Raw genomic sequence first — 25,484 nt, 5'->3', positions numbered from 1 at the left:
AATGTGTTACCCGGGTTGACCGCAAAGCGGTGAAAAGAGAGGAATAGCAGGAAGAATAATAGAAAGTGGCGCAAAGAGAAAACCGTGGCGGCCTGGCCGCCACGGCAAAAGATTACAGCAGGTCGGCGATCATTTTCTCAAGCTTGCCCTGATCGACGGCGAAATTACGGATACCTTCCGCCAGCTTCGCAACTGCCATCGGGTCCTGGTTATGCTGCCACAGGAACTCAGATTCGGTCATTCTCGCCGGACGCGCTTTGACTTCGCCGCTATAGCTCAGTTTACGCTCGACCGTACCTTCGCTCTCCGCCAGCTCTTTCAGCAGCGCCGGGGAGATGGTCAGACGATCACAGCCCGCCAGTTCCAGGATCTCGCCTGTGTTACGGAAGCTCGCGCCCATCACCACGGTTTCATAACCGTGCTGCTTGTAGTAGCTGTAGATTTCAGACACTGACACCACGCCTGGATCTTCATGCGGCGCGTACTCTTTCTTGTCGGTGTTATTTTTGTACCAGTCGAGAATACGGCCGACGAACGGCGAAATCAGGAAGACGCCCGCTTCCGCACAGGCGCGCGCCTGAGCGAAGGAGAAGAGCAGCGTCAGGTTACAGTTGATGCCCTCTTTTTCCAGCAGCTCCGCTGCGCGGATACCCTGCCAGGTCGACGCCAGTTTGATCAGGATACGGTCGTTGCTGATGCCCGCATCGTTGTAGAGTTTAATCAGGCTGCGCGCTTTGGCGATGCTGCCTTCGGTGTCGTAAGAGAGACGCGCATCGACTTCAGTCGAGATACGGCCGGGGATCAGCTTGAGGATTTCCAGACCAATGTTGACGGCCAGCTTATCCGACACCAGCGAAATCAGCTCATCTTTGCTGCCGTTCTGCTCGCGCGCCCAGCTAATCGCTTCGTCAATCAGCTTGCGGTATTCCGGAATTTGCGCGGCGTTAAGGATCAAAGAAGGGTTAGTAGTGGCGTCTTGCGGCTGGTAGAGCTTCATTGCTGCGATATCGCCGGTGTCAGCGACAACGGTGGTGAGTTGACGCAAGGAGGTCAGTTTGTCCGTCATGTCTCTTGTCTCTTGTGTAATGTCAGGGTGAAAAAGGCTGTTGCGATAATATCATGCGGCAACCGAGGCGCAAGGTCGCCAGATGCCGTTTACGATAGCGCTAACGAATGGCTGTGATTTGCCTGTCGCTGCGGCTTTTTTGTTACACTCGGCAGCCTGATAATTAACAGTTTCCCTGTCATGACAAGGGATAACCGAGGAAGCGACTATGTTAATGGTGATCTCACCCGCCAAAACGCTCGATTTTACCAGCCCGCTGGCGACCCAGCGTTTTACCCAGCCTGCGCTGTTAGAAAAATCACAACAGCTGATTGAGGTGGCGCGCGATCTCTCACCGGCGCAGATCGCTTCGCTTATGGGCATCAGCGACAAGCTGGCGCATCTGAACGCTGAACGTTTCAACAGCTGGCAGCCTGATTTCACGCCGGAAAATGCGCGCCAGGCCATTCTGGCGTTTAAAGGCGACGTCTATACCGGTCTGCAGGCGGAGAGCTTCAGCGAAGCGGATTTCGACTTTGCTCAGCAGCATCTGCGCATGCTGTCTGGCTTATATGGCGTGCTGCGCCCGCTCGATCTTATGCAGCCCTACCGCCTGGAGATGGGCATTAAGCTGGCCAGTCCGGCAGGCAAAGATCTCTACAGCTTCTGGGGCGATCTGCTGACGGAAAATCTCAACGCCGCGCTGCAGCAACAGGGTGACGACGTGCTGATTAACCTGGCGTCAGATGAATATTTCCGGGCGATTAAGCCGAAGCAGCTAAAAGGCCGTCTGGTGAAGCCGGTCTTCCTCGACGAAAAGAATGGCGCGTTTAAGGTGATCAGCTTTTACGCTAAAAAGGCGCGCGGGCTGATGAGCCGCTATGTGATCCAGCATCGCTTAACCACACCCGACGCGCTGAAAGCGTTCGATGTAGATGGCTATTTTTTCGATGAAGCCAGCAGCAGCGAGAACGAACTGGTCTTTAAACGCTACGAGCAAAAGTAAAGTGTTCTGGCTGCGCTTCAGCCAGAATAATTAACAGTCAGAATTGCCGGTGTTAGCCACTCTCTATAGGGCGTACCAGGTTCAGTGGCTGGCGTTCAGCGCGCAGTCTATTCAGACAAGTGAGCGGATCGAGGCAGGAAAAGCCAACAGCAGCGCGACCTTTAACCTTGTTTATAACTAAGCAGGAATGCAGCGCGCCGGTTTATGCCTGCAAAAGCCGGGTAAACCGGCGCGCTTAACAGCAGGCGCGCCGTCAGCCGTTACGCCTTCAGAAGGAACGCCCGCAGCGGCGCGAAATCAGCCTGCATACTGTGCGACAGCAGCGGCAGCCCGGCGCGATCCGCCAGCTCCTGCGGCAGCGGCAGCGCCTGGCCCAGAATCGCCTCTACGCTCTCCTTAAATTTCGCCGGATGCGCCGTACCGAGGAACAGACCAAACTCCCCTTCCTGCAGCTGATCGCGCAGCAGGCGATAGGCGATAGCCGCATGCGGCTCGGAGATATAACCGATCTCCGCCAGCTCGCGCATCGTCGCTTCGGTCGTTTCGTCGCTCACCGCGCCGTAGGCGAGATCGGTCAGACGCCAGGTCTTACGGCGGAACAGCTCCTCCACGCGCGGCCAGTTATTCGGCTGGCTGACATCCATGGCGTTTGACAGGGTGGCGACCGTCGCGTTCGGCGTCCAGCTGCCGCCCTGTAGAAAGCGCGGCACGGTGTCGTTAGCGTTGGTGGCGGCGATAAAACGCTTAATCGGCAGACCCAGCGATTTCGCCAGCAGGCCTGCGGTAAGATCGCCGAAGTTGCCGCTCGGCACCGACACCACCAGCTGATTGCGTTTTTCCTGCGGCAGCTGCGCGACCGCTTCGAAGTAGTAGCAGATCTGCGCCAGCAGGCGGCTGATGTTAATGGAGTTAGCGGAGTTCAGGCCAATCGCTTTTTTCAGCTCTTCATCGTCGAACGCCTGCTTAACCAGCGCCTGGCAGGCGTCGAAATCGCCGTCGATGGCGATGGTTTCGATATTGCCGCCCAGCGTGCAGAACAGTTTTTCCTGCAGCGGGCTGATTTTGCCCTGCGGGTAGAGGATCACCACGCGCACGTTTTCCATACCGTAAAAGGCGTGCGCCACTGCCGCGCCGGTGTCGCCGGAGGTCGCGGTCAGGATGGTAATTTGCTCGTCCGCGCCTGACACGTAAGAGAGCATCTGCGCCATAAAACGGCCGCCGAAATCTTTAAACGCCAGCGTCGGGCCGTGGAACAACTCAAGGCAGGAGATATCTTCGCTGACTTTCGCCACCGGCGCGGGAAACGCAAAAGCGGTTTTTACACGTTCGGCCAGCTGATGCGGCGCGATTTCATCGCCGATATAGGCGGAGAGAATCTTGCTGCTGCGGCTGACAAAATCCATTTCCAGCATCGCGTCGATATCGGTCAGCTCGAATTCCGGCAGCTCAAGCGGGAAGAACAGCCCCTGCTGTGAGCCCAGGCCCTGTTTCACCGCCTGCGAAAAGCTCACCTGCTCGTTATGATCCTTAAGGTTGTAGAGTTTCATGCGTTATCCCAGTTTACGTGCGCCAGCCGTATCAAGACGGCAAATATGGACGAAGCCTTCATCATTCTGCAGATAGTGCTGGCGCAGCCAGTCTGCCATCCGCTGCGCCGTTTCCATCTGATTGCAAACGGCGAAAAGCGTGGGGCCGGAACCGGAGATGCCGCAGGCCAGCGCGCCGATATCGGCGGCAGCCAGCCGCGCCTCGGCAAAGCCCGGCAGCAGCTTCGTGCGGTAAGGTTCAGCGATCACATCCTGCATCAGTTTAGCGGCCAGCAGCGGCTGACCGCTATGGCAGGCATGAATAAAGCCGGCCAGCAGGCGGCCATGTTTAATCACATCCTCTTTGCGATACTGCGCGGGCAGAATCGCGCGCGCTTCGGCAGTAGAGACCTTAATGCCCGGATAGGCCATCACCCACAGCCAGTCGTCGAATCCCGGCACAGACTGGCTGATGATGCCATTCTCTTCCAGCATCAGCTGAATGCCGCCGAGGAAGCATGGCGCCACGTTGTCATAGTGCACGCTGCCGGAAATCCGCCCTTCCAGCTCGCCCATCAGCGCCAGCAGCTGGGTGTCGCTGAGCGGTTTGCCGCAAAACTCGTTCATTGCCATCAGACCGGCCACTACCGAACAGGCGCTGGAGCCGAGGCCAGAGCCGATCGGCATATTTTTCTCCAGCGTCATCGCCACCGGCACCTCGTCGCCGATCGCCTCGCAGAAACGCTGCCAGCACTGATAGACGATATTCTCTTTGGGATCGTCCGGCAGTTTGCTGACGAAGCGTCCGCTGTTCTGCAACGAAAAGCGCTGCGCGGCTTCCACCGTGACGCAGTCGCCCAGCAGCGACCCATCCACCGGCGACACCGCCGCGCCCAGCACATCGAAGCCGACGCTGACGTTGCCAATCGAGGCCGGTGCGTAAATTTTTACCATCATCAAACTCCCAACTTCCACGACAGTGTGCGCAGCAGATCGGCGAATACGCCCGCCGCCGTCACATCATTTCCCGCGCCGTATCCGCGCAGCACCAGCGGAATCGGCTGATAATAACGGCTGTAGAACGCCAGGGCGTTCTCGCCGCTTTTCACTTTATAGAGCGGATCGTTGCTGTCGACCGCGTCGATCTTCACTTTGCAGACGCCGCCCTCTTCAATCGCGCCGACGAAGCGTAACACTTTTCCTTCATCACGCGCTTTGACGACGCGCGCGGCGAAGGCGTTATCCAGCTCCGGCAGACGCTGCATAAACTCTTCGACGTCAGCGATCTCATTCAGGCTGGCGGGCAGCAGCGGCTCAATCTCGATATCGCTTAGCTCCAGCTTATGGCCTGCTTCACGCGCCAGGATCAGCAGCTTGCGCGCCACATCCATGCCGGAGAGATCGTCGCGCGGATCGGGCTCGGTAAAGCCCATCTCGCGCGCCATCTTCGTCGCTTCCGAGAGCGAAACGCCTTCATCCAGCTTGCCGAAAATAAAAGAGAGCGAGCCGGAAAGAATACCGGTGAATTTGATCAGCTCGTCACCGGCGTTTAACAGATTCTGCAGGTTTTCAATGACCGGCAGGCCCGCGCCGACGTTGGTGTCGTAGAGGAATTTGCGACGCGATTTCGCGGCGGCGGCGCGCATCTGCTGGTAGTAGTTCCATGACGAGGTGTTGGCCTTTTTGTTCGGCGTCACGACGTGAAAACCGTCCGCGAGGAAATCGGCGTACTGATCGGCCACCGCCTGGCTGGAGGTGCAGTCGACAATCACCGGGTTCAGCAGATGGTATTCTTTTACCAGTCGATTGAGGCGATCAAGGTTAAACGGCTCTTTGGCCTCGCTCAGCGCGCCCTTCCAGTCGCTCAGGTCGATGCCGTGCACGTTGGTCAGCAGCGCGCGCGAATTGGCGATGCCGCAGACGCGCAGATCGATATGCTTCTGTTTCAGCCACGCCTGCTGGCGATAAAGCTGATCCAGCAGCGCCCCGCCGACGCCGCCGACGCCGACCACAAAGACTTCAATCACCTGATCGGTGGCGAACAGCATCTGATGCACCACGCGCACGCCGGTCGTGGCGTCATCGTTGCTGACCACGACCGAGATAGAACGCTCTGACGAGCCCTGCGCGATGGCGACGATATTGATATTGGCGCGCGCCAGCGCGGAGAAAAATTTGGCGGAGATGCCGCGCAGCGTGCGCATACCATCGCCGACCACGGAGATCACCGCCAGCTGTTCCATCACGCCCAGCGGATCGAGCAGCCCGTCTTTCAGCTCCAGATAGAACTCCTCTTCCAGCACGCGACGCGCCCGCGCCTGCTCGTTCTGCGGCACGCAGAAGCTGATGCTGTACTCAGAGGAGGATTGCGTAATCAGCACCACCGAAATGCCGGTGCGCGACATCGCGGCGAAAACGCGCGCCGCCATCCCCACCATGCCCTTCATGCCCGGCCCGGAGACGTTGAACATCGCCATGTTGTTCAGGTTGGTGATGCCCTTCACCGGGTTTTCGTCCTGGTCGCCTTCGCCGCCAATCAGGGTGCCGGGCGCCTGCGGGTTGGCGGTATTTTTGATCAGGCACGGGATCTGGAACTGCGCGATAGGCGCAATGGTGCGCGGATGCAGCACTTTCGCGCCGAAATAGGAGAGCTCCATCGCCTCCTGATAAGACATCGACTTCAGCAGGCGCGCGTCGGGCACCTGACGCGGATCGCAGGTATAAACGCCGTCTACATCGGTCCAGATTTCGCAGCAGTCGGCGCGCAGACAGGCGGCCAGCACCGCGGCGGAGTAGTCAGAACCGTTGCGCCCCAGCACCACCAGCTCGCCCTTTTCGTTGCCTGCGGTAAAGCCGGCCATCAGGATCATATTTTGCGGCGGGATCTGACTGGCGGCGATGCGGCGAGTCGATTCGGCAATATCAACGGTGGATTCAAGATAGTGGCCGACGGCCAGCAGCTTTTCTACCGGATCGATGACCGTGACGCCGTGTCCGCGCGCCAGCAGCAGTGCCTCCATAATAGCAATAGAGAGCTTTTCGCCGCGGCAGATAATGGCGGCATTGACGCTGTCAGGACACTGCCCCAGCAGGCTGATGCCGTGCAGCACCTGTTTTAGCTGGGCGAACTCCAGATCGACGCGGGTTTTCTGTCCGTCATAGTCGAAACCCGGCTGCGCCGCCGCCAGCCCCTGCAGCAGCTCGTCGAAAATGCGCTCGGCGTCGGTGATGTTTGGCAACGCATCCTGACCGCTGATGGTCTTTTCAATCATTGCCACCAGATGGTTGGTGATCTTTGCAGGTGCAGAGAGTACGGTGGCAACCTGTCCCTGCTGCGCATTACTTTCCAGAATGTCAGCGACGCGAAGAAAACGTTCCGCATTCGCTACCGAGGTCCCACCGAATTTCAGCACTCGCATATTAAAACTCTCCTGAATTTATGCCGAAAAAAAAGCCCGCACTGTTGAGGTGCGGGCTTATTTTTGATTTTCCTGTATGCGTCAGCCCGCACCGTTACCTGTGGTAATGGTGGTGGTAATAATGATGGTGTTCAGGCTGGTTGAGTTACGCATTGAGATTTTTTCTGTCTGTCTTTTAAAGTCTGTCTGCCTTCCAGAAGTAAAGCAAAGCGCCGGTCAAGTCAATGAATTTGTCCGGCGGACATTTTATCGCCGCTGCGCACTGCTGCGCGCTGTCGGCAAAAACGCTTGCAGAATCGTTTGCTCGCCACGCGCTTTTTACGATCAGCCGCTACGAAAGGCGATTTTTCAGGAAGATTTATCTATAAGTTTTTTTTCTACATCATGCAGCAGTCGGTGCAGCATTGCGCTGTCGCGCTGCTCCAGCAGGCCGATACGCTGATCGATCCAGTCAGCCATCTTGCGATCGTCACTGACCTCCAGCGTCTGCAACAGGCGTTCAAAGCGTTGACGCAGCGCGTCCAGCTGCTGCGCGTCGGCCTGCGGCGCGGCAGGCGGCGCCACGCGATTAAGCGCGGAGAGCTGATAGCAATAAACCATCACTGCCTGACCGAGGTTAAGCGAGGGATAATCCTGCGCCATGGGGATGCCGGTCAGCAGATCGACCTGATCCAGCTCTTCGTTAGTCAGCCCGCTATCTTCCCGGCCAAAGACCAGCGCCATGCTGTTTACCCACTGACGCTTCTCCAGCAGCTGCGCCTCAACCTGCTGCGGCGTGGCGTAGTAGCGGAACTTCGCGCGGCTGCGCGCCGTCGTGGCTACGGAGAAGTCGATATCGGCCAGCGCGTCGTTCAGGCTGTCGAAGGTGCGCAGGTTATCCAGGATATCCCCGGCGCCGTGCGCGACTCGCCGCGCGGCGGGATCCTGCCAGGCGTCGCTGGCGACGATGCGCAGTTCGCTGAAGCCCATTGTTTTCATCGCACGCGCCGCTGCGCCAATATTTTCCGCCCGGGCGGGCGAAACCAGAATAAGGGGGAAACGCATGATTATTCCATTTGTGTTTAGAAATCGCGCCGTATAGTAGCACGCGCCGCTGTTAAAGCCGGAATGCAGCAGGCTGAGAAAATAATTTGTTAAGTATGTTAAAATTTAATAAAAAACCCTGCAGAACCCTATTGCGTTACGAACGGGCAATAAATCAAATTAACAGGCGAAATAGCTTTTTAAACAGGCTAATAGAAAAAGCGTAACTACAATTTTGTTTTACGTATACATCGCGTAAATATGTAGCGAAATTGATATTTTTTGTGAGCTAAGCTTGCATTACAAGAGAAGTTTTTCACATAAGTGTTAACGTGCTACAATTGCATTTGATATAAGTCAACGAAGCGTTGTTTTTATGCTTATCGGTTGTTGTCGGTGCTGTTAGGTTGCTGTTAATGCGGTTAGGATATGCGCCAAAAGATTCTCTCCTGGGGCAGGCAATATTCATTCTGACTGGCTGAGCTAACACTGTTGTTGACGTTGATAGATGGTTTATCAAGAACATAATTTCGTACAACGGTTAAGCGCCACATAACGCGCTTTTTAGCGAGCCTGAATACCCGCGTACGCCCTGTTTTCGATTTGTTGGCAAATTTTAGGTAGCGAAACATGCAGACCCCACACATTCTTATCGTTGAAGACGAACTGGTCACGCGTAATACCCTCAAAAGCATTTTCGAGGCGGAAGGTTATGTCGTGTATGAGGCAACCGACGGCGCTGAAATGCACCAGGTGCTCACCGAAAACGACGTCAACCTGGTGATCATGGATATCAATCTGCCCGGTAAAAACGGCCTGTTGCTGGCGCGCGAACTGCGCGAGCAGGCAAACGTGGCGCTAATGTTCCTGACCGGTCGTGATAATGAAGTGGACAAGATCCTGGGTCTGGAGATCGGCGCGGATGATTACATCACCAAACCGTTTAACCCGCGTGAGCTGACCATTCGCGCACGTAACCTGCTGTCGCGCACCATGAATCTGGCGATGCCGAATGAAGAGCGCCGTCAGGTAGAAAGCTACAAGTTCAACGGCTGGGAGCTGGACATCAACAGCCGCTCGCTGATCAGCCCTAACGGCGAACAGTATAAGCTGCCGCGTAGCGAATTCCGCGCCATGCTGCACTTCTGCGAGAACCCTGGCAAAATCCAGACCCGCGCCGATCTGCTGAAGAAGATGACCGGCCGCGAGCTGAAGCCACACGATCGCACCGTCGACGTCACTATTCGCCGTATTCGTAAACACTTTGAGTCCACGCCGGATACGCCGGAGATCATCGCCACCATTCACGGCGAAGGCTACCGCTTCTGCGGCGACCTGGAAGAGTAATTCCTTAACGGAAGTCAGGGCTGGTTGAACACCGCGCTAATGCGGGTGAGACGGCCCGATCGCAAAGACGCAAAAAGCGGCATCCATGCCGGTTTGGTCCGCGCGGCTACGCACCTCATCCCTGAGGTGCGCCCCTGAACGGGCCGACGCGCTGCGTTGCTTCTCGAGCTGTCTCACGCAGGCTCGGAATTAAACGCCCTTACGGGCGTTTTTTATTCCCGCCACGGCATAATCGGCACTGCGCTCAGCGCGTTTTTCGGCGACCCCTCAACGACCCTGTCGGAATAGCTCAGGTAGATCAGCGCATGGCGTTTTTGATCGAAGAAGCGCACCACCTGCAGCTTTTTGAACACCAGCGAGGTGCGTTTCTTGAACACCACTTCGCCCTGCGCCTTACCGTTAGCAATAGCGTCGCTCAGCTCCACCGGCCCCACCTGCTGACAGGAGATCGCCGCATCGGCGGTATCCTCTGCCAGTCCTAAGCCGCCTTTGATTCCGCCGGTTTTTGCCCGGCTGATATAACAGGTTACATTTTTTACGTCGGGATCGTCGAACGCCTCCACCACGATCTTATGATCGGGGCCAAACATCTTGAACACCGTATCTACCGAGCCGATCTCTTCGGCCAGAACCGGGGACGCCAGCAGCAGCGTAGCGAATGAAGCAGCGAAAAAGCGAGATATTGTCATAGCGTTACCATTGCAAACCTAATAGACGAGCATGTAATGTACTGGCAATTGTCCGCGTTGACCAAACCAGAACCGGTTTTATCCCACATTGACATGGCACAATCTCCCAACAAAACTGCCCACGCCAGATGTGCAATTAGTGCTATTATTCGGCGACTGCGTTAGTCGCACCCAGAGAGTATGAGGATGTTTTATGGACCAAGCCGGTATCATTCGCGATTTGCTTGTCTGGCTGGAGAGCCATTTGGATCAGCCCCTTTCACTGGACAATGTTGCCCTGAAGGCGGGTTATTCTAAATGGCATTTACAGAGGATGTTCAAAGACGTAACAGGCCATGCAATCGGTGCCTATATCCGTGCCCGTCGCCTGTCTAAAGCGGCCGTGGCGCTACGCCTGACCAGCCGCCCGATCCTGGACATCGCTCTGCAATACCGTTTCGATTCACAACAAACCTTTACCCGCGCCTTTAAAAAGCAGTTTAACCAGACGCCCGCGTGGTATCGCCGTTCATCGGAATGGAATTCATTCGGCATTCGCCCGCCGATTCGTCTCGACGACAACAGCATGCCGGAGTCGACCTTCGTCACGCTGCCAGAAACCGTGCTGGTGGGGCAAACGCAAAGCTATAACTGCACTCTGGAGCAGATCTCACGCTATCGCGACGAAATGCGTATCCATTTCTGGAAGCAGTTTTTACTGGAAACCGACACCATTCCGCCGGTGCTGTATGGCCTGCATCAGGTACGCGCCAGCCAGGAGAAGGATGACGAGCAGGAGATCCTCTACACCACCGCCGTGCCGTCCGACCAGGCGGTTAACCTGCACTCCGGCCAGAGCGTGCTGCTGGAAGCGGGCGACTATGTGCAGTTCACCTATAACGGCCCGCGCAACGAGCTACAGGACTTTATCCTGCTGCTCTACGGCACCTGTATGCCGACGCTCGGCCTGACGCGTCGTCAGGGTCAGGATATCGAACGCTTCATTACCCACGGCGGCAAGAAGCGCAGCGAGCCACCAAAAGAGATCCGCTGCGAATACCTGATCCCGATTCGCCATCAGCAGGCGAACTGACCATTAAGCCGTCGCCACGACGGCTTTTTCTTTAGCGCTGCAGCTCATCCAGCGCAGGCGCGTCAAGATGCGATATATCACCCGCCGTCTCTACCACCCAGCCTTCCGCCAGCCAGGCGCTGTGCTGATGATCGACGCGCGAGATTGAGCAGTTGCGCAGGCGCAGACGACGCTCCGCATGGGCCGGCAGGCCGAGGATAGTGCTGATCAGCACGCCAAGCGCCATACCGTGGCTCACCAGCAGCGGTCGGCTGCCAGCAGGGAGCGCCAGACAGGCGTTCAGCGCCTCGTGCATGCGCGCCGCCATCTCCGCCATCGATTCGCCCTGCGGAATACGGCCATTTTCGGTGCCGTCCACCAGCGTGCGGCGCCAGCGCTCCTCTTCTTCGGTTAACCCGTCCAGCGGACGCTTCTCCAGCACGCCCATATTCAGCTCGCGCAGGCGCGGCTCCAGCGTCACCGCGCAGCCGCAGGCGTCGGCGATGATCTCGGCGGTGCGCTGCGTGCGCCCCAGATCGCTGGCGATAACATGGGTAATGCCAAGATGTTTAACGCGCTCGCCCACCTGATGGGCCTGTTGCTCTCCTTTCTCCGTCAGCGGACTGTCGGATTGTCCCTGAATGCGGCGCTCCGCATTCCATACCGTTTCACCGTGACGAACAAGATAGACCTGTAGCATGCTGAGTTTCCGTTATACTGCGACAAATTTGCCTAAAGGGTTCAATAGATTATGTACCAGGTTATCGCAGCCACCATCAATCCGGCAAAAATTCGCGCAATCTCTCAGGCGTTCAACGACGTTTTCGGCGAAGGATCCTGCCATATTCGCGGGGTCGAGGTCGATAGCGGCGTCGCGGCGCAGCCCCTGAGCGATGCGGAAACGCGAACCGGCGCACGTCAGCGCGTCGCCAATGCGCGCCTGGCAGAACCAGAGGCTGATTTCTGGGTGGCGATTGAGGCCGGGATTGAAGAGGAGTGCGCTTTCGCCTGGATGGTGGTGGAAAATGCCGAACGGCGCGGCGAGTCGCGCTCCGCCAGCTTTACGCTGCCGCAGGTGGTGCTGACCGGCTTACGCGCCGGGCGCGAGCTGGGCGATGAGATGGCGCGGCTGACCGGCGTGGAAAATATCAAACACAAAGGCGGCGCCATCGGTGCCTTTACGCAGGGCCTGCTGACGCGCTCCAGCGTTTATCACCAGGCGTTAATCCTGGCGCTCTGCCCTTTTACTCATCCGCTTTATCTGCGTTGATCCCGGCGCGTCCCAGATGCGCCTCCAGCCAGCGCCGCAGTTCAGGCGGCGCCTCTTTCAGACTGTTCGAGCCGCGCGTGATCGTCGCGATACCGACGCCCAGTTCATTTTTCAGCTCTCGCTGGCTCATGGTGCCGTTCATTAACTCTTCCACGATGCGCAGGCGTGTACCGAGCGCTTCGCGCTCATCGGCCGTCAGCATCAGCTGCAGCAAAGGCAACGCCACGTCATCGGCGTAAGCCTGCTGCATCAGCGCGATAAAACGCCGCCAGTTATCTTCAGAAAGGGAATGTTGCGCCGACCGGGCGGGAGATTGCGTCATAAAACAGGCTTCCGTACTCACTAGCGAGTACGGAAGCATAACACGCTAGTAGCGGCGGTTCCACTCGCTGTCCGACAGCACCTTATCCGGCTCGCCCATAAAATGGCGATAGTAGGCGTCGTAGGCCAGCACGTTCTTCACGTAGCCGCGCGTTTCTGAGAAGGGAATGGTTTCGATAAAGGCGACCGCATCGAGATTACCCGCGCTGACGTTCTGCCAGCTGCGCACGCGTCCCGGTCCCGCATTGTAAGCCGCGGAGGCGAAAATGCGGTTCTGCCCGAACTGCTGATAGACATACTCCAGATATTGCGTGCCTATCTGGATATTGGTCTGCGGATCCAGCAGCTGATTGCTGTTCATATAGCCGGGAATATTGTACATCTTCACGGTATGCGCCGCCGTCGCCGGCATCACCTGCATCAGACCGCTGGCACCGACCGGGGAACGCGCTTTCGGATTCCAGGCGCTCTCCTGGCGCGAGATCGCCATGGCGTAGCTCGGCGCAATGCCTTTGTCGCGAGTGTTGCTCTTATAGAAGCTCTCCCACGCCAGCGGGAAGCGCTCTTTCAGGCTGTCCCACATCTTCGCCGTAATCGTCGCCTGCACGCTGAGATCCCACCAGTCCTGCTCGTTGGCGTAGCGCGCCAGCATCTGCTGCTGCGTGCGGCTCTTGCTGGCGATCAGATTGGCCCACTCGCTGCGCGCCAGGTTATCCAGCCCCCAGAACATCAGCTCACGCACGCGCGCCAGCTCCGGTCCCTGCACCGTCGCGCTGTCCGGCTTCGGCGCTTCGTCGATCTGCATCGGATATTTCACGCCCAGCCGCTGCGCCGCCACCATGGGATAGAAGCCGCGCGCCTGCATCAGTTTATGCAGGATCTCGTCGGCCTCCTCTTTACGCCCCTGAGCGTAGAGCAGATCGGCCTGCCAGTATTGCCACTCATCTTTCTCTTTCGCCTCGAGTGGCAGTCGCGCGATCCAGGTATTCAGGCCGCGGCGATCGTTTTGCGACAGTGCCAGACGCACGCGCCGTTCAACCAGCGACGTCGACTGGCTGTTCATGATCACCGCATCACGCCAGCGCGCCTGCTCCGAGGTTAAATCGGAGCCCATCATGCGCCAGACCACAATCTCTTTCAGCGCCTGCTCGTCGTCTGCCTCCATCTTCTGCCCGCGCACCAGCAGCGGGATCATGCTGCGCGCGTTCTCCATATCGGCGCGCGCGACGCGGGTAAAGGCGTAAATCGTCGCCTGGCGGGTAAAATCGGTCGGGCCGACGGACTGCGCGAACGTCACCACCGTCTGCGGATCGTTCTGCAGAGCAAGCACGCCGTTAGCGATGGTCTGGTAATCCTCCGGCAGGGTTTTTGCCAGGAAGCTCACCAGGCTGTCGTTGCCCGCCTTCATCGCCAGGCGTATGCGCTCCAGTACGGTAATCGGCGACATCTGGCCGGAAGATTGCCAGACGGAGAAGAGACGATCGCAATCGTTGGGCAAGGAGGTGCCGCGCAGCCAGATCTCCTTCGCGCCCTCAAACGCCTGCTGCTGCGCGCCCGTCGCCCATTTGGCGTAGAGCCAGTTGCAGCGCGCCTGTACCGGGCCTGGCGCTTCCGGGCTAAAGCTCAGAATGCCCTGCCAGTCCTGGCGGTGCGCCAGCACGTTGACGAAGCGGGTTTTCAGCGAGCGCGCCGGTGGCAGCGTCGGGTATTGCTGAATAAAGTTTTTAACGGCGAGCGGCGTTTCCTGGTCGAGGTCCTGTGCCAGCAGGCGGTACTGCAAATAAGGGTATAAAGGATAATCCTGCAGCGTCGGCAGCAACTGCTCCACCGTCGCCATCTGGTTGCTGTCCCACGCCTGTTTGATCTCCTGATAACGCTGTCGCTGCTGATCCAGCGAGTCTGCCCACGCGCTGCTGGCCGCTCCGGCCAGACAGATCCCTATCATCCAGTTACGCCACTTCTCCACGAAAATCTCCTCATGTTGCTGCTCTCCGGCTGCGTGCCAGGCATTCTTCATGCTAACCAGGGGAACCGGCTCTTGCCATGTTCTTCACAAAATTTACGCAGCGCGAAGCGCAATGCAGGCTAAAGAGGCGTCGTAAGGATGGTGCTGGCTCCCGCTGGACGCGGGAGCCATCGCTTAAGCGACCGGCGTTTCGCTGAGGTTAAGCTGGAACAGGCTTACGTTCTCCATGAGCGCGCCGACCTGCTGATTGAGCGCGCGCGCCGCCTGTGCCGACTGTTGCGACAGCGTGGCGTTCTGCTGCGTGGCGGCATCCATATGCGTAACGGCGAGGTTGACCTGCTCGATGCCGGTGCTCTGTTCGGCGCTGGCTGACGAGATATCCTCCATCAGCGCGGCCAGCGCTTTGACGCTGGCGATAATCTCCTGAATAGAGACGCCAGCGCCTTTCACCAGCGCATTGCCCTGCGAGATCAGGCTGACGGAGCGATCGGTCAGGGTGCGGATATCACGCGCCGCCGAGGCCGAACGCTGCGCCAGCGCGCGCACTTCCGAGGCCACCACCGCAAAGCCGCGACCGTCATTACCGGCGCGCGCCGCTTCTACCGCCGCGTTGAGCGCCAGGATATTGGTCTGGAAGGCGATGCCGTCGATAACGCTGACGATTTCGTTGATTTCGCGTGAGAACTGATGGATCTCATCCATCGCTACCACCACTTTTTCCACCACTTCGCCGCCCTCCCCGGCGCGCTGCCGCGCCTCACGGGCGATATCGCTGGCGTGCTGTGCATTGCCGGCGTTGTTTTTCACCACGGAGGTAAGCTGCTCCATTGATGCCGCCGTCTGCTCCAGTGCGCTCGCCTGCGCCTCATTGCGCGATGAAAGTTCGCGGCTGCCGTGCGCGACCTGTTCGGTGGTCTGCGCGATAGCGTCGGTGCCGGTACGCACGCCGGTCACAATCCGCGTCAGGCTATGGTTCATATCGCGCAGCGCCGTCATCAGCTGCGCAGTTTCGTCACGGCCCGACACCTCGATATGGGCGCGCAGATCGCCCGACGCCACGGTTTTGGCAATGTCGATCGCCTGATTTAACGGTCGCGTAATGCTTTTGATCAGCCACAGCGTCACCAGGCCGCCCGTCAGCAAAATGCAGAGCATAACCGCCAGCAGCAGCAGCCGGGTCTGGTGATAGTGCGCCAGGTTATCGCTCTCAATCTCTTTATGCATCACCTGTGCGCGCTGCAGCGTGTCGTTAACCAGTCCATCGATCATCTGCGTCGGCGCACGGTCGATGCCGGTGACCAGCTTATCGACACGTCCTGCACTGTTGACGTCCTGAACGTTATAGTCGCTGAGCGCGCTCAGATAGCGCTGTTCCAGCCCGGCATGCACCTCGCGCGTCTTCGCGACGCTGGCGCCGTCGATGCCAAGCGCCGCCTGGATGTGGCTCAGCCTGGTAAGCAGCGTCTGGGTCTGGCGGCTCTCTTGCAGAAAGGCGTTTTTATATTTATTGAAGACTTCCTCGCCCTGCGTCCCGCGCAGCAGCGTGTTTTTCCACTCCTGGACCTGAATTTTGAACTGAACCTGGGCGCTGCGCGCCGTATCGATACTCTCGGCGATGAGCATCTCACGCGCCATTATCGCCTCATTATTATGCAACGCCTGCAGGTTGATCTGCAGGGCGCGCAGCCCCATCAGCAGGGTGGCGAGCAACAACAGCGTGGCGAGAAATCCCAGTCGCTGACCGATTTTGAAATGATTAAGCTTCATAAAGCCGATACCCGCAGATAATTAAGTGAGACGCCGGACGGCATCCCCCCTGGTTATCGTCCCGGCGGGCGCAGGCTTTACGCTATAAACCAATGTTTTACATGACACTTTTATGACAGTAGCCCGAAGCGGGAGCGAGCACGGCGGCGTTTGCGAGGCGATCTTATTACAGGTAAGATTGATCGCTTAGTAGACTAAACACGCAACTTATTAAAATTGCGAGAATTATCGCTGTTTATCGGCGAAGCGGCCCGATCGCCTGCATCGCATCCCTTTCGGCCATCAACCACAACAGAGACGTCTATGGAAACCCGGCGCGACGAACGCATCCAGAAACTGACCCTGGCGTTAAAACGTACCGACAAGCTACATCTGAAAGATGCTGCGCAGCTGCTGGGCGTCTCAGAGATGACCATTCGACGCGATCTGAGCGAACCGGCATCGGCCGTGGTGCTGCTGGGCGGCTACATCGTCAGCGATCCGAAAAATCATGTCGGGCACTATTTTGTCTCTGACCAGCATGGCCAGAACGCGGCGAAAAAGCAGCGTCTGGCGCAGACTGCCGCCAGCCTGATTGGCGAGAACGATACGGTCTTTTTCGACTGCGGTACCACCATTCCCTATATCATTGACGCCCTGCCTGACGATCTGCCCTTCACCGCTGTCTGCTGCGCCATGAATACCTTTCTGGCCTTAAAAGAGAAACCGGCCTGCAACGTTATTCTGAGCGGCGGCGAGTTTCACGTCGATAACGCCCTGTTCACGCCGATCGGGGCGCACACGATCCTTGACGATCTTTGCCCGTCGCTGGCGTTTATCTCGGCGGCGGGCATCGACAAAGATCAGGGCGCGACCTGTTACAACCTCAACGAGCTGGCGATGAAGCACCATGCGATGCTGCGCGCGCGTCAGCGAATCCTGGTGGCGGACAGCAGCAAATTCGGCAAGGTGCTGCCCGCTCGCATCGGCGAGCTGCACCGCTTCGACCTGCTGGTGAGCGACAGCGCGCCGGACAAAGCGCTGGCGGAGTGGCTGGCGCAGCAGCCGCTGCCGCTGCGTCTGCCCGATTCAGCCTGAGCTCGCCTTTTTCTCTTTACGCGTAACAAGCTGGCGCGCCCGGAATAATCCCGGCGCGCGGCTGGGATTAACCAGTCAAAAAGGCTAAACTTCGTCACTAATTCACCCACCAGAATCAGAGGCTCATTACAACGTGGCTCAATTCGTCTATAGCATGCATCGCGTCGGTAAAGTGGTACCGCCGAAGCGTCATATTCTGAAGAACATCTCCCTCAGCTTTTTCCCGGGCGCGAAAATCGGCGTGCTTGGCCTGAACGGCGCGGGTAAATCAACGCTGCTGCGTATCATGGCGGGCATCGACAAAGATATCGAAGGGGAAGCGCGTCCGCAGCCGGGCATCAAAGTGGGTTATCTGCCGCAGGAGCCGCAGCTCAACCCGGAACAGACAGTACGCGAATCTATTGAAGAAGCCGTCTCCGAAGTGGTCGGCGCGCTGAAGCGTCTGGATGAGGTTTACGCGCTCTACGCCGAGCCGGACGCCGATTTCGACAAGCTGGCGGCCGAACAGGGTCGTCTCGAAGAGGTTATCCAGGCGCACGACGGCCATAACCTGGAAACTCAGCTGGAGCGCGCCGCCGATGCGATGCGTCTGCCGGACTGGGATGCCAAAATCGGCAACCTCTCCGGGGGCGAACGTCGTCGCGTGGCGATGTGCCGCCTGCTGCTGGAAAAGCCGGATATGCTGCTGCTGGACGAACCGACCAACCACCTGGACGCCGAGTCTGTGGCCTGGCTGGAGCGCTTCCTGCACGAGTTTGAAGGCACCGTTGTGGCAATTACCCACGACCGTTACTTCCTCGACAACGTAGCGGGCTGGATCCTTGAGCTGGACCGCGGTGAAGGCATTCCGTGGGAAGGCAACTACTCCTCCTGGCTGGAGCAAAAAGATCAGCGTCTGGCACAGGAAGCTTCTGCCGAAGCTGCGCGTCGTAAGTCGATCGAGAAAGAGCTGGAGTGGGTGCGTCAGGGCGCTAAAGGCCGTCAGTCTAAAGGCAAAGCGCGTCTGGCCCGTTTTGAAGAGCTGAACAGCACCGAATATCAGAAACGTAACGAGACCAGCGAACTCTTTATTCCGCCAGGTCCGCGTCTGGGCGATAAAGTGGTTGAGGTGAAAAACCTGACCAAATCCTACGGCGACCGCGTGCTGATCGACGATCTCTCCTTCTCCGTGCCGAAAGGCGCTATCGTCGGGATTATCGGCCCTAACGGCGCAGGTAAATCGACCCTGTTCCGCATGATGACCGGTCAGGAACAGCCTGATTCCGGCAGCATCGAGCTGGGCGAAACCGTGAAGCTGGCGTCGGTCGATCAGTTCCGCGACTCGATGGATAACAGCAAAACCGTCTGGGAAGAGGTTTCCGGCGGTCTCGATATTATGCGCATCGGCAGCTTCGAAATGCCGAGCCGCGCCTATGTCGGCCGCTTTAACTTCAAAGGCACCGATCAGGGCAAACGCGTCGGCGAACTCTCCGGCGGCGAGCGCGGTCGTCTGCATCTGGCGAAGCTGCTGCAGGTCGGCGGCAACCTGTTACTGCTTGACGAACCAACCAACGACCTGGACGTAGAAACCCTGCGCGCGCTGGAAAACGCCCTGCTTGAGTTCCCGGGCTGCGCCATGGTGATCTCGCACGACCGCTGGTTCCTCGACCGTATCGCCACCCATATCCTCGACTATCAGGATGAGGGCAAGGTGGAGTTCTTCGAAGGCAACTTCAGCGAATACGAAGAGTACAAGAAACGCACGCTCGGCGCGGATGCGCTGGAGCCAAAACGTATCAAGTACAAGCGTATTACCAAGTAAGCATCAGGCCGCCTGCTGCTGTAAAAAGGGTTCATGCTCATGCATGAGCCCTTTTTCTTAGCCTGTGCAACCCTCTTAAGTTAAGATTATTCCGTTATTTATAATTAGCGTTCGTTAATATAAGAATAAAATGTTCGCCCCCTGCCAAATAGTGGACTTAAAATTTATGGAACCTTGCTTTCCAGTTTTTCGATAATCGCCTGTATATCAATAATAATATTTAATTTCCCGCCAGAATTTCCAGCATTATAAAAGCGAAAAATAGCGCTCTTACTTTCCTGATTGAGATAAATAACTTTAGTTTCTTATATTTGTTATTAAGAATTCGTCTGATTGATCACAGTTTTTCGTTAATGTAAATTCGCGTTTACATTTAAGACCACGATTACTGAGGGAATTATGCGCGCACGTATTACGCATCTGGACGGGATGCGCGGCTTAGCCATCCTGCTGGTCATGGGCTACCACGCCTACGCTCGCTGGCCCGATTTATTACCTTTTGTCCAGGCGACGCAGCATATTCCCCTGTTTTCTTTTGGCTGGGTGGGCGTACAGCTTTTTTTCATGATCTCGGGCTTTGTTATATTTATGTCGCTGGATAAGTCAGAGAGCTACATTAGCTTCCTGAAAAAACGCTGGCTGCGCCTGTTCCCTGCAATGCTAACTGTTAGCGTGCTACTTTATTTTACGGACGGCTTTTTTCCCGAATGGTCAGCGATGACGCCCTACGCAAAGAACCTTCTGCCGGGGCTGTTATTCTTTAACCCAGAGACCCTGACGCAGATTAGCGGTGTGGAACTCCATTCAATGGCAGGTTCTTTCTGGTCGCTGTATGTGGAGGCAATGTTTTATCTGATTATCGGGGTGGTTTACTTTACCGCCGGGAGAAAATATTGCCTGCCTGCGCTTATCGTACCAATGCTGCTGCTGTCAGCCTCATCGGTATTAAAATCGCTGGGACATCCACTGTTAATTGATGTTGTGTCTAAATTCGGCTTTATTCATTACGCCTGGTTTATGGTGGGCTGCCTGGTTTACGAAAGATTTCATGAGCGCGACAAGGGCTATCATTATGCGCTGGTGGTACTGGCGCTGCTGATTAACTTCAGTTACTACGTAAAAAATAGCGGCGTCATTAGCCTTGTGCCGCTGCTCATCGTTATGCTGTTTTTTATCGCAAGCTTTTACTCAAAGCAGATAGAGCGCTTTCTTTCGCTCCGCTTTTTTACGGCCGTTGGCTTCGTCAGTTACGCCTTCTACTTAATCCACGAGAATCTGCTGGTGGCGACGCTTATTAAGACGAACAGGTATATTAAGAGCGAGACGCTAATGCTGCTGATGCCGGTTATTATTGCCGTCGCGCTCTATTTTATCGCTTTGGCTATCACAAAATATGCCGAACCGGCGGTGCGTAACATGCTGAAAGGCAAGCGTCAGCCGGTACGGCAGGCGTAAAGCTCAGGCGCAGTTAATCACTGCGCCTGAGCAAGGCCGACTGTCAGGCGCGGACGACGCTACTGATGGACAGCAGACGAAGGGTTATGTCGTTTTGCCGTCCATCATCTCTTTCACCAGCTCAATACAGCGCAGGAAGCGCGTGTCGTAATCATCCTCGCGCACATGCACGAACGAGACGTTATTCTCGCGCAGCATCGTCACCAGCATCGACTGAAACTCGCGGCGATCCACTGAGCTGCCCAGGCTGCGCAGGCCGTCCGCCACCCAGGGCACGTTATTCTCCAGCAGGATCACCAGGTCGAAACGGTATTCGTCGATCAGTGCCTGCACAAAGGGATGCTCGCGCCCTTCATACTTCAGGCAGAACGCCTGCGTAGTGATGAAATCAGTATCGATAAAGGCGACTTTATTGGCGTACTTCACCGCGAAGTCGATGTACTGCGCCTGGCCGAGAGCGATCTTGTCGTAGTCGGAATATTGCAGCGCCATCTCGTCGCCGCCCAGGTGCGAGAAGACGTAGTCGCGGCCGTACTCCCAGGCGCTGGTGGTGTTGAAGATATTTGCCAGCTTGTTGACCAGCGTGGACTTGCCGCTTGATTCGCCGCCGAGCACGGCGACGGTGCGCACGAAAAAGGGCTTAACCTCGGTCGGAATATATTCCCAGTAGCGAAAGGGATCCTGACGGATCTGCGCACCGCTGATATTCATAAAGGATCGCGCCGGATCGACCAGCACGGTGCGCACGCCCAGGTGCTGCTGATACATCTCCGCGTCCGCGGTTTCGCTGGTGTAGATGCAGTCGGGCGCGACGCCCTGATCGCTGAGAAAGGCTTTTACGCCCTTGCTCCAGACGTCCCAGCCGTGTGGATAAGGCTCGATGCCCTCTTCATTGAAAGAGTGAATCCGGATGTTCTTCTGGTACTTGAAGGTCTGCAGCAGCCAGCGCAGCCGATCGCTGACGGTCGGCTGCTGCGACATGGCGCTGTTCTCGAACAGCTCGCGATCGCGCGGCTCGTCGTGCCCCATAATGATATGCAGCTCGTCGACCTGGCTGCAGGCGCGCTGGATCAGGTAAATATGGCCGGTATGCAGCGGATAAAACTTGCCGAACACCACGCCGACGGTTTTATCGCGGCGCGGAAACTCCAGACCCAAAAAGCGATGCAGCGCTTCCAGTTTTTGCGCGCTCGGACTTTTGATTTTGGCGTTGAGCAGCTGGCTCAGATAGCCCTTGGTCATCCCGCTGGCGTCGGCCACCTGCTGCAGGGTATGCCCCTGCTGGCGAATGGCGGTTTTCAGATAGTCGAACGACGTCATGCTGCCTCCTGCGTGGATTGAAGTTGCCTGCGAGTGTACCCGCTCAGTCTTTAAAGCTCATCCAGTATCGCCAGCGCGTCCGCCAGTTTTTTCGCGCTGTAAACTTTCATGCCGTCGATAGTTTTCTTCGGCGCGTTGCCGGCCGGAACGATGGCGCGCTTAAAGCCGTGTTTGGCCGCTTCGGAGATGCGCTCCTGGCCGCTCGGCACCGGACGGATCTCGCCCGCCAGCCCCACTTCGCCGAAGATGACCAGATCCTGCGGCAGCGGTCGGTCGCGCAGGCTCGACACCATCGCCAGCAGCAGCGCCAGATCGGCGCTGGTCTCGGTCACCTTTACGCCGCCAACCACGTTAACGAAGACATCCTGATCGGCCATCTGCAGGCCGCCGTGACGGTGCAGCACCGCCAGCAGAATCGCCAGACGGTTCTGCTCCAGCCCCACCGCGACGCGGCGCGGATTGCCCATCATCGAGTGATCCACCAGCGCCTGGATCTCGACCAGCAGCGGGCGCGTGCCTTCCCACACCACCATTACGGAGCTGCCGGAGGTAATCTCGTCGCCGCGCGACAGAAAGATCGCCGAAGGGTTGCTGACTTCACGCATCCCCTGCTCGGTCATGGCGAAAACGCCCAGTTCATTGACCGCGCCAAAGCGGTTTTTATGGCTGCGCAGCGTGCGGAAGCGCGAGTCGGCGTCGCCGTCCAGCAGTACCGAACAGTCGATACAGTGCTCCAGCACTTTCGGGCCCGCCAGCGAGCCATCTTTGGTGACGTGGCCGACCATGACTATCGCCACGCCGCGTGTTTTCGCGAAGCGCGTCAGATAGGCGGCGGTTTCGCGCACCTGCGCCACGCTGCCTGGCGACGACTGAATATCCGCCATATGCATGACCTGAATGGAGTCGATCACCATCAGCTTCGGCTGCTCTTGCTCGGCGATCTGGCAGATCTGCTCGATGCTGGTTTCCGACAGCATATTGAGATTTTCGCTCGGCAGACCGAGACGATGCGCGCGCATTGCTACCTGCTGCAGCGACTCTTCACCGGTCACATAGAGCGTTTTCATCTCCTGCGCCAGACGACACATTACCTGCAGCAGCAGCGTCGATTTCCCCGCACCGGGGCTGCCGCCGATCAGGATGGCGCTGCCCGGCACCACGCCGCCGCCCAGCACGCGGTCGAACTCTTTAAAGCCGGTAGAGAAGCGCGGCAGCGCCTCCAGGCTGATTTCCGACAGCTTCTGCACCCGGCTGACGCCCGCGCTGCCGGCGTAGCCGCTCAGGCGCTCGTTGCGCGCCGCCGCTGGCGACGCTGCAACGCGCACTTCGGTGATGGTGTTCCAGGCGTGACAGGCGCTGCATTGCCCCTGCCAGCGCGGATAATCTGCGCCGCATTCGTTACAAACGAAGGCGCGTTTTGCCGCTTTGGCCAAATCAGTACCTCTAACGCTCTTCGTGAATCAGGCTGCCGCTGAGGATGCAAAATACGCCCATCAGATCGGCGTGACGGATAGTCACTTGCGTCTGCTCATTCACTTTTGGTTTAGCATGATAAGCGATACCCAGCGCCGCGGCCTTTATCATCGGCAGGTCGTTGGCGCCGTCGCCGATAGCGACGGTTTGCTCCGGCGCGATATCAAAACGCTGCGCCAGTTTCTTCAGGGTGTCGGCTTTGTATTGCGCATCGACAATCTGTCCCAGCACCTCGCCGGTCAGCTTGCCGTCGCGCATCTCCAGTTCATTGGCGGCGACGTGCGCCAGATGCAGCGTGTCGCGCAGGTATTCCGCAAAATAGGTAAAACCGCCGGAGGCGATGGCGACCTGCCATCCCAGCGCCTGCAGCTTCTGCACCAGCTCGGTCAGGCCAGGCATCAGCGGCAGCGCGTCGCGCACCTGCTTCAGGATATTGGCGTCGGCGCCTTTCAGCGTCGCTACGCGCTGGCGCAGGCTGGCGGCGAAGTCCAGTTCGCCGCGCATCGCGCGTTCGGTCACTTCCGCCACCAGCTCGCCGCTGCCCGCCAGTTTGGCGATCTCGTCGATGCACTCGATCTGAATCGCGGTGGAGTCCATATCCATTACCAGCAGGCCTGGCGTTTTCAGATGCGGGATCTTGCCGAGCGGCGCGACGTCGAGGCCGTTGTCATGCGCCAGCTTCGTGGCGCGCGGCGTCAGGGAGCCCGCCAGTCGCACCACCTGATACTCATCGACGCGCCAGGCGCTGACGATCACCATCGCCGCGCCTAACTGGTGCTGATAGTCGGTGAGCTGCTGTTTATTCAGTTCGCGACCATACAGCAGCCAGCCGGTCCGACCGGCACGGTAGTCCAGCGGCATCACTTCATCGCCGCTAAGGGAAAGAGGTAAACCCGGCCATTCGGAGAGTTCGGCGGGCAAATCGCACCAGGTAAGACGGTTCGGCATCAGAGCTCCTGTAGGGGGACAACAAAACCACGCAAGAGGCTACCTTGTCTGCGCCGCTTCTGGCAACATAATCTCCTGGTTTCTGTTGTGACGTGACACAGGTTATTGATGGCTAAAAGGGCACTGAAATTTCGCTTACATCGCACGGTGATTGTGCTGATCTCGCTGGCGCTGTTGGTCGTCCTGATGCAGGGCGCCTCATGGTTCAGCCTCGGCCATCAGATGGCGCGTTCCGAGCAGGTCGAAGAGCTGGCGCAGACCCTGACGAAGCAGGTCGCCTTTAGCCTGTCGCCGCTGATGGACAACAGCGACGATAACCGCGGTCAGATCGAAGCCATCCTCAACCAGATGACCACCAACAGCCGTATTCTCGACGCCTCTGTCTATGCCGACGACGGCAGCCTGGTGGCGCACAGCGGCGAAAACATCAACGTCCGCGACCGCCTGGCGCTCGATGGCAAGCGCGCTGGCAGCTACTTCAATCACCAGCTGGTGGAGCCGCTCGGCAACAGCGACGGCCCGCTCGGCTTTCTGCGCGTCACGCTGGATACCCACGTGCTGGTTACCGAATCGCGTCAGGTCGACAACACCACCAATATTCTGCGTCTGATGATGCTGCTGGCGCTGGCGATCGGCATTATTCTGACCCGTACCCTGCTGCGCGATCGCCGCACCCGCTGGCAACAGTCGCCGTTTCTGTTGACCGCCAGCACGCCGGTTAAAGAGGATCGCGACGACGAGGGCGAGAAAAAAGATCCTGCGCCTTAAGTAAGTAAGATGCGCCCTACGCCTGCGGAATGCTTTCTGTAGACGGAAACGCCCGCTTCGCCTCTCCCGTCACGCTATTTACCGCCTGGTGCAACCTACATGCGGTCAAATAGTATGCTTTCAAGATGCAATCGCACATTTGCGTTGGTAAGTTCATGAAGGCGATATCCCGCCACTGCTTTGCCCGTCCATACCGACTCTCGCTTATCATG

The 25,484-nt window shown here is 57.8% G+C and carries 22 protein-coding genes and 1 other annotated feature; of the genes, 8 read left to right on the top strand and 14 right to left on the bottom strand.

The features are described from left to right. Nucleotides 1-112: 112 nt before the first annotated feature. On the bottom strand, nt 113-1,066 hold the full coding sequence (gene tal / locus D7S44_RS13500; RefSeq protein WP_120455626.1) for a transaldolase: 954 nt from the start codon (nt 1,064-1,066) through the stop codon (nt 113-115). A gap of 208 nt (nt 1,067-1,274) precedes the next feature. Here tal and yaaA point away from each other — a divergent pair, with 208 nt between their 5' ends. Continuing rightward, on the top strand, nt 1,275-2,051 hold the full coding sequence (gene yaaA / locus D7S44_RS13495) for a peroxide stress protein YaaA (RefSeq protein WP_120455624.1): 777 nt from the start codon (nt 1,275-1,277) through the stop codon (nt 2,049-2,051). Between the two features lie 260 nt (nt 2,052-2,311). Here yaaA and thrC read toward each other — a convergent pair whose 3' ends face one another. The 5 genes from thrC to D7S44_RS13470 form a co-directional block, all read right to left on the bottom strand. Next, on the bottom strand, nt 2,312-3,598 hold the full coding sequence (gene thrC / locus D7S44_RS13490) for a threonine synthase (protein ID WP_120455622.1): 1,287 nt from the start codon (nt 3,596-3,598) through the stop codon (nt 2,312-2,314). Nucleotides 3,599-3,601: 3 nt separating this feature from the next. Then, nucleotides 3,602-4,531, bottom strand: a complete 930-nt coding sequence (gene thrB, locus D7S44_RS13485; RefSeq protein ID WP_120455902.1) for a homoserine kinase — start codon at nt 4,529-4,531, stop codon at nt 3,602-3,604. Between the two features lie 2 nt (nt 4,532-4,533). Beyond that, entirely contained in the window at nt 4,534-6,996 is a 2,463-nt protein-coding gene (gene thrA / locus D7S44_RS13480) for a bifunctional aspartate kinase/homoserine dehydrogenase I (protein ID WP_120455620.1), read from the bottom strand. Nucleotides 6,997-7,021: 25 nt separating this feature from the next. Further along, nucleotides 7,022-7,139 (bottom strand) — a sequence feature (Thr leader region). Then, the gene (thrL, locus tag D7S44_RS24110; protein ID WP_120455900.1) at nt 7,078-7,149 is read right to left on the bottom strand and encodes a thr operon leader peptide; all 72 of its coding nucleotides are present in this window, start codon (nt 7,147-7,149) and stop codon (nt 7,078-7,080) included. (Overlaps the previous feature by 62 nt.) A 195-nt stretch (nt 7,150-7,344) precedes the next feature. Further along, complete coding sequence (locus D7S44_RS13470) at nt 7,345-8,040, bottom strand: tRNA/rRNA methyltransferase (protein ID WP_120455618.1); 696 nt, start codon at nt 8,038-8,040, stop codon at nt 7,345-7,347. Between the two features lie 609 nt (nt 8,041-8,649). Here D7S44_RS13470 and arcA point away from each other — a divergent pair. Next, a complete protein-coding gene (gene arcA / locus D7S44_RS13465) occupies nt 8,650-9,366 on the top strand; it encodes a two-component system response regulator ArcA (protein ID WP_120455616.1) in 717 nt (238 codons plus the stop codon). Between the two features lie 212 nt (nt 9,367-9,578). On the opposite strand, the gene creA is transcribed toward arcA, so the two are convergent. After that, a complete protein-coding gene (creA, locus tag D7S44_RS13460) occupies nt 9,579-10,055 on the bottom strand; it encodes a protein CreA (protein WP_120455614.1) in 477 nt (158 codons plus the stop codon). 193 nt (nt 10,056-10,248) lie between these two features. Here creA and robA point away from each other — a divergent pair, with 193 nt between their 5' ends. Next, complete coding sequence (gene robA / locus D7S44_RS13455) at nt 10,249-11,127, top strand: MDR efflux pump AcrAB transcriptional activator RobA (protein WP_120455612.1); 879 nt, start codon at nt 10,249-10,251, stop codon at nt 11,125-11,127. A 31-nt stretch (nt 11,128-11,158) separates the two neighbouring features. Here robA and gpmB read toward each other — a convergent pair whose 3' ends face one another. Then, complete coding sequence (gene gpmB, locus D7S44_RS13450; RefSeq protein WP_120455610.1) at nt 11,159-11,806, bottom strand: 2,3-diphosphoglycerate-dependent phosphoglycerate mutase GpmB; 648 nt, start codon at nt 11,804-11,806, stop codon at nt 11,159-11,161. A 51-nt stretch (nt 11,807-11,857) separates the two neighbouring features. On the opposite strand from gpmB, the gene yjjX reads away from it, so the two are divergent. Next, the gene (gene yjjX, locus D7S44_RS13445) at nt 11,858-12,376 is read left to right on the top strand and encodes an inosine/xanthosine triphosphatase (RefSeq protein ID WP_120455608.1); all 519 of its coding nucleotides are present in this window, start codon (nt 11,858-11,860) and stop codon (nt 12,374-12,376) included. Here the strand turns inward: yjjX and trpR are convergent. The 3 genes from trpR to D7S44_RS13430 form a co-directional block, all read right to left on the bottom strand. Next, nucleotides 12,351-12,698 carry a trp operon repressor gene (gene trpR / locus D7S44_RS13440; RefSeq protein ID WP_120455606.1) on the bottom strand — a complete coding sequence of 116 codons (348 nt, stop codon included), beginning with the start codon at nt 12,696-12,698 and terminating at the stop codon, nt 12,351-12,353. The genes yjjX and trpR overlap by 26 nt on opposite strands. 45 nt (nt 12,699-12,743) lie before the next feature. Next, complete coding sequence (gene sltY, locus D7S44_RS13435; RefSeq protein ID WP_179256433.1) at nt 12,744-14,714, bottom strand: murein transglycosylase; 1,971 nt, start codon at nt 14,712-14,714, stop codon at nt 12,744-12,746. A 123-nt stretch (nt 14,715-14,837) separates the two neighbouring features. Next, entirely contained in the window at nt 14,838-16,430 is a 1,593-nt protein-coding gene (locus D7S44_RS13430; RefSeq protein ID WP_120455604.1) for a methyl-accepting chemotaxis protein, read from the bottom strand. A 303-nt stretch (nt 16,431-16,733) separates the two neighbouring features. On the opposite strand from D7S44_RS13430, the gene deoR reads away from it, so the two are divergent. The 3 genes from deoR to D7S44_RS13415 all read left to right on the top strand — a co-directional run bounded on the left by deoR (nt 16,734) and on the right by D7S44_RS13415 (nt 20,763). Next, nucleotides 16,734-17,507: a DNA-binding transcriptional repressor DeoR gene (gene deoR, locus D7S44_RS13425; protein ID WP_120455602.1), complete on the top strand. Its 774-nt coding sequence runs from the start codon at nt 16,734-16,736 to the stop codon at nt 17,505-17,507. A 133-nt stretch (nt 17,508-17,640) separates the two neighbouring features. Further along, nucleotides 17,641-19,308 carry an energy-dependent translational throttle protein EttA gene (gene ettA, locus D7S44_RS13420; RefSeq protein ID WP_120455600.1) on the top strand — a complete coding sequence of 556 codons (1,668 nt, stop codon included), beginning with the start codon at nt 17,641-17,643 and terminating at the stop codon, nt 19,306-19,308. Nucleotides 19,309-19,707: 399 nt separating this feature from the next. Further along, nucleotides 19,708-20,763 (top strand): acyltransferase family protein, encoded by a 1,056-nt coding sequence (locus D7S44_RS13415; RefSeq protein WP_120455598.1) that lies wholly within the window; start codon nt 19,708-19,710, stop codon nt 20,761-20,763. Nucleotides 20,764-20,847: 84 nt separating this feature from the next. On the opposite strand, the gene nadR is transcribed toward D7S44_RS13415, so the two are convergent. From nadR to serB, 3 genes are read right to left on the bottom strand one after another with little or no spacing between them, the layout of a single operon-like run. Then, nucleotides 20,848-22,083 carry a multifunctional transcriptional regulator/nicotinamide-nucleotide adenylyltransferase/ribosylnicotinamide kinase NadR gene (gene nadR, locus D7S44_RS13410; protein ID WP_120455597.1) on the bottom strand — a complete coding sequence of 412 codons (1,236 nt, stop codon included), beginning with the start codon at nt 22,081-22,083 and terminating at the stop codon, nt 20,848-20,850. A 50-nt stretch (nt 22,084-22,133) separates the two neighbouring features. After that, the gene (gene radA, locus D7S44_RS13405) at nt 22,134-23,516 is read right to left on the bottom strand and encodes a DNA repair protein RadA (RefSeq protein WP_120455595.1); all 1,383 of its coding nucleotides are present in this window, start codon (nt 23,514-23,516) and stop codon (nt 22,134-22,136) included. 10 nt (nt 23,517-23,526) lie between these two features. Next, the gene (gene serB / locus D7S44_RS13400) at nt 23,527-24,504 is read right to left on the bottom strand and encodes a phosphoserine phosphatase (RefSeq protein ID WP_120455593.1); all 978 of its coding nucleotides are present in this window, start codon (nt 24,502-24,504) and stop codon (nt 23,527-23,529) included. Nucleotides 24,505-24,612: 108 nt separating this feature from the next. Here serB and D7S44_RS13395 point away from each other — a divergent pair, with 108 nt between their 5' ends. Further along, a complete protein-coding gene (locus tag D7S44_RS13395) occupies nt 24,613-25,272 on the top strand; it encodes a YtjB family periplasmic protein (RefSeq protein ID WP_120455591.1) in 660 nt (219 codons plus the stop codon). The last annotated feature ends 212 nt before the right edge of the window (nt 25,273-25,484 follow it).

The organism is Pantoea piersonii (genome assembly GCF_003612015.1).
GTDB classification, from domain to species: domain Bacteria; phylum Pseudomonadota; class Gammaproteobacteria; order Enterobacterales; family Enterobacteriaceae; genus Pantoea; species Pantoea piersonii.
Note: the sequence above shows the minus strand (reverse complement) of the source record. Positions and strands in the feature narration are given on the sequence as shown.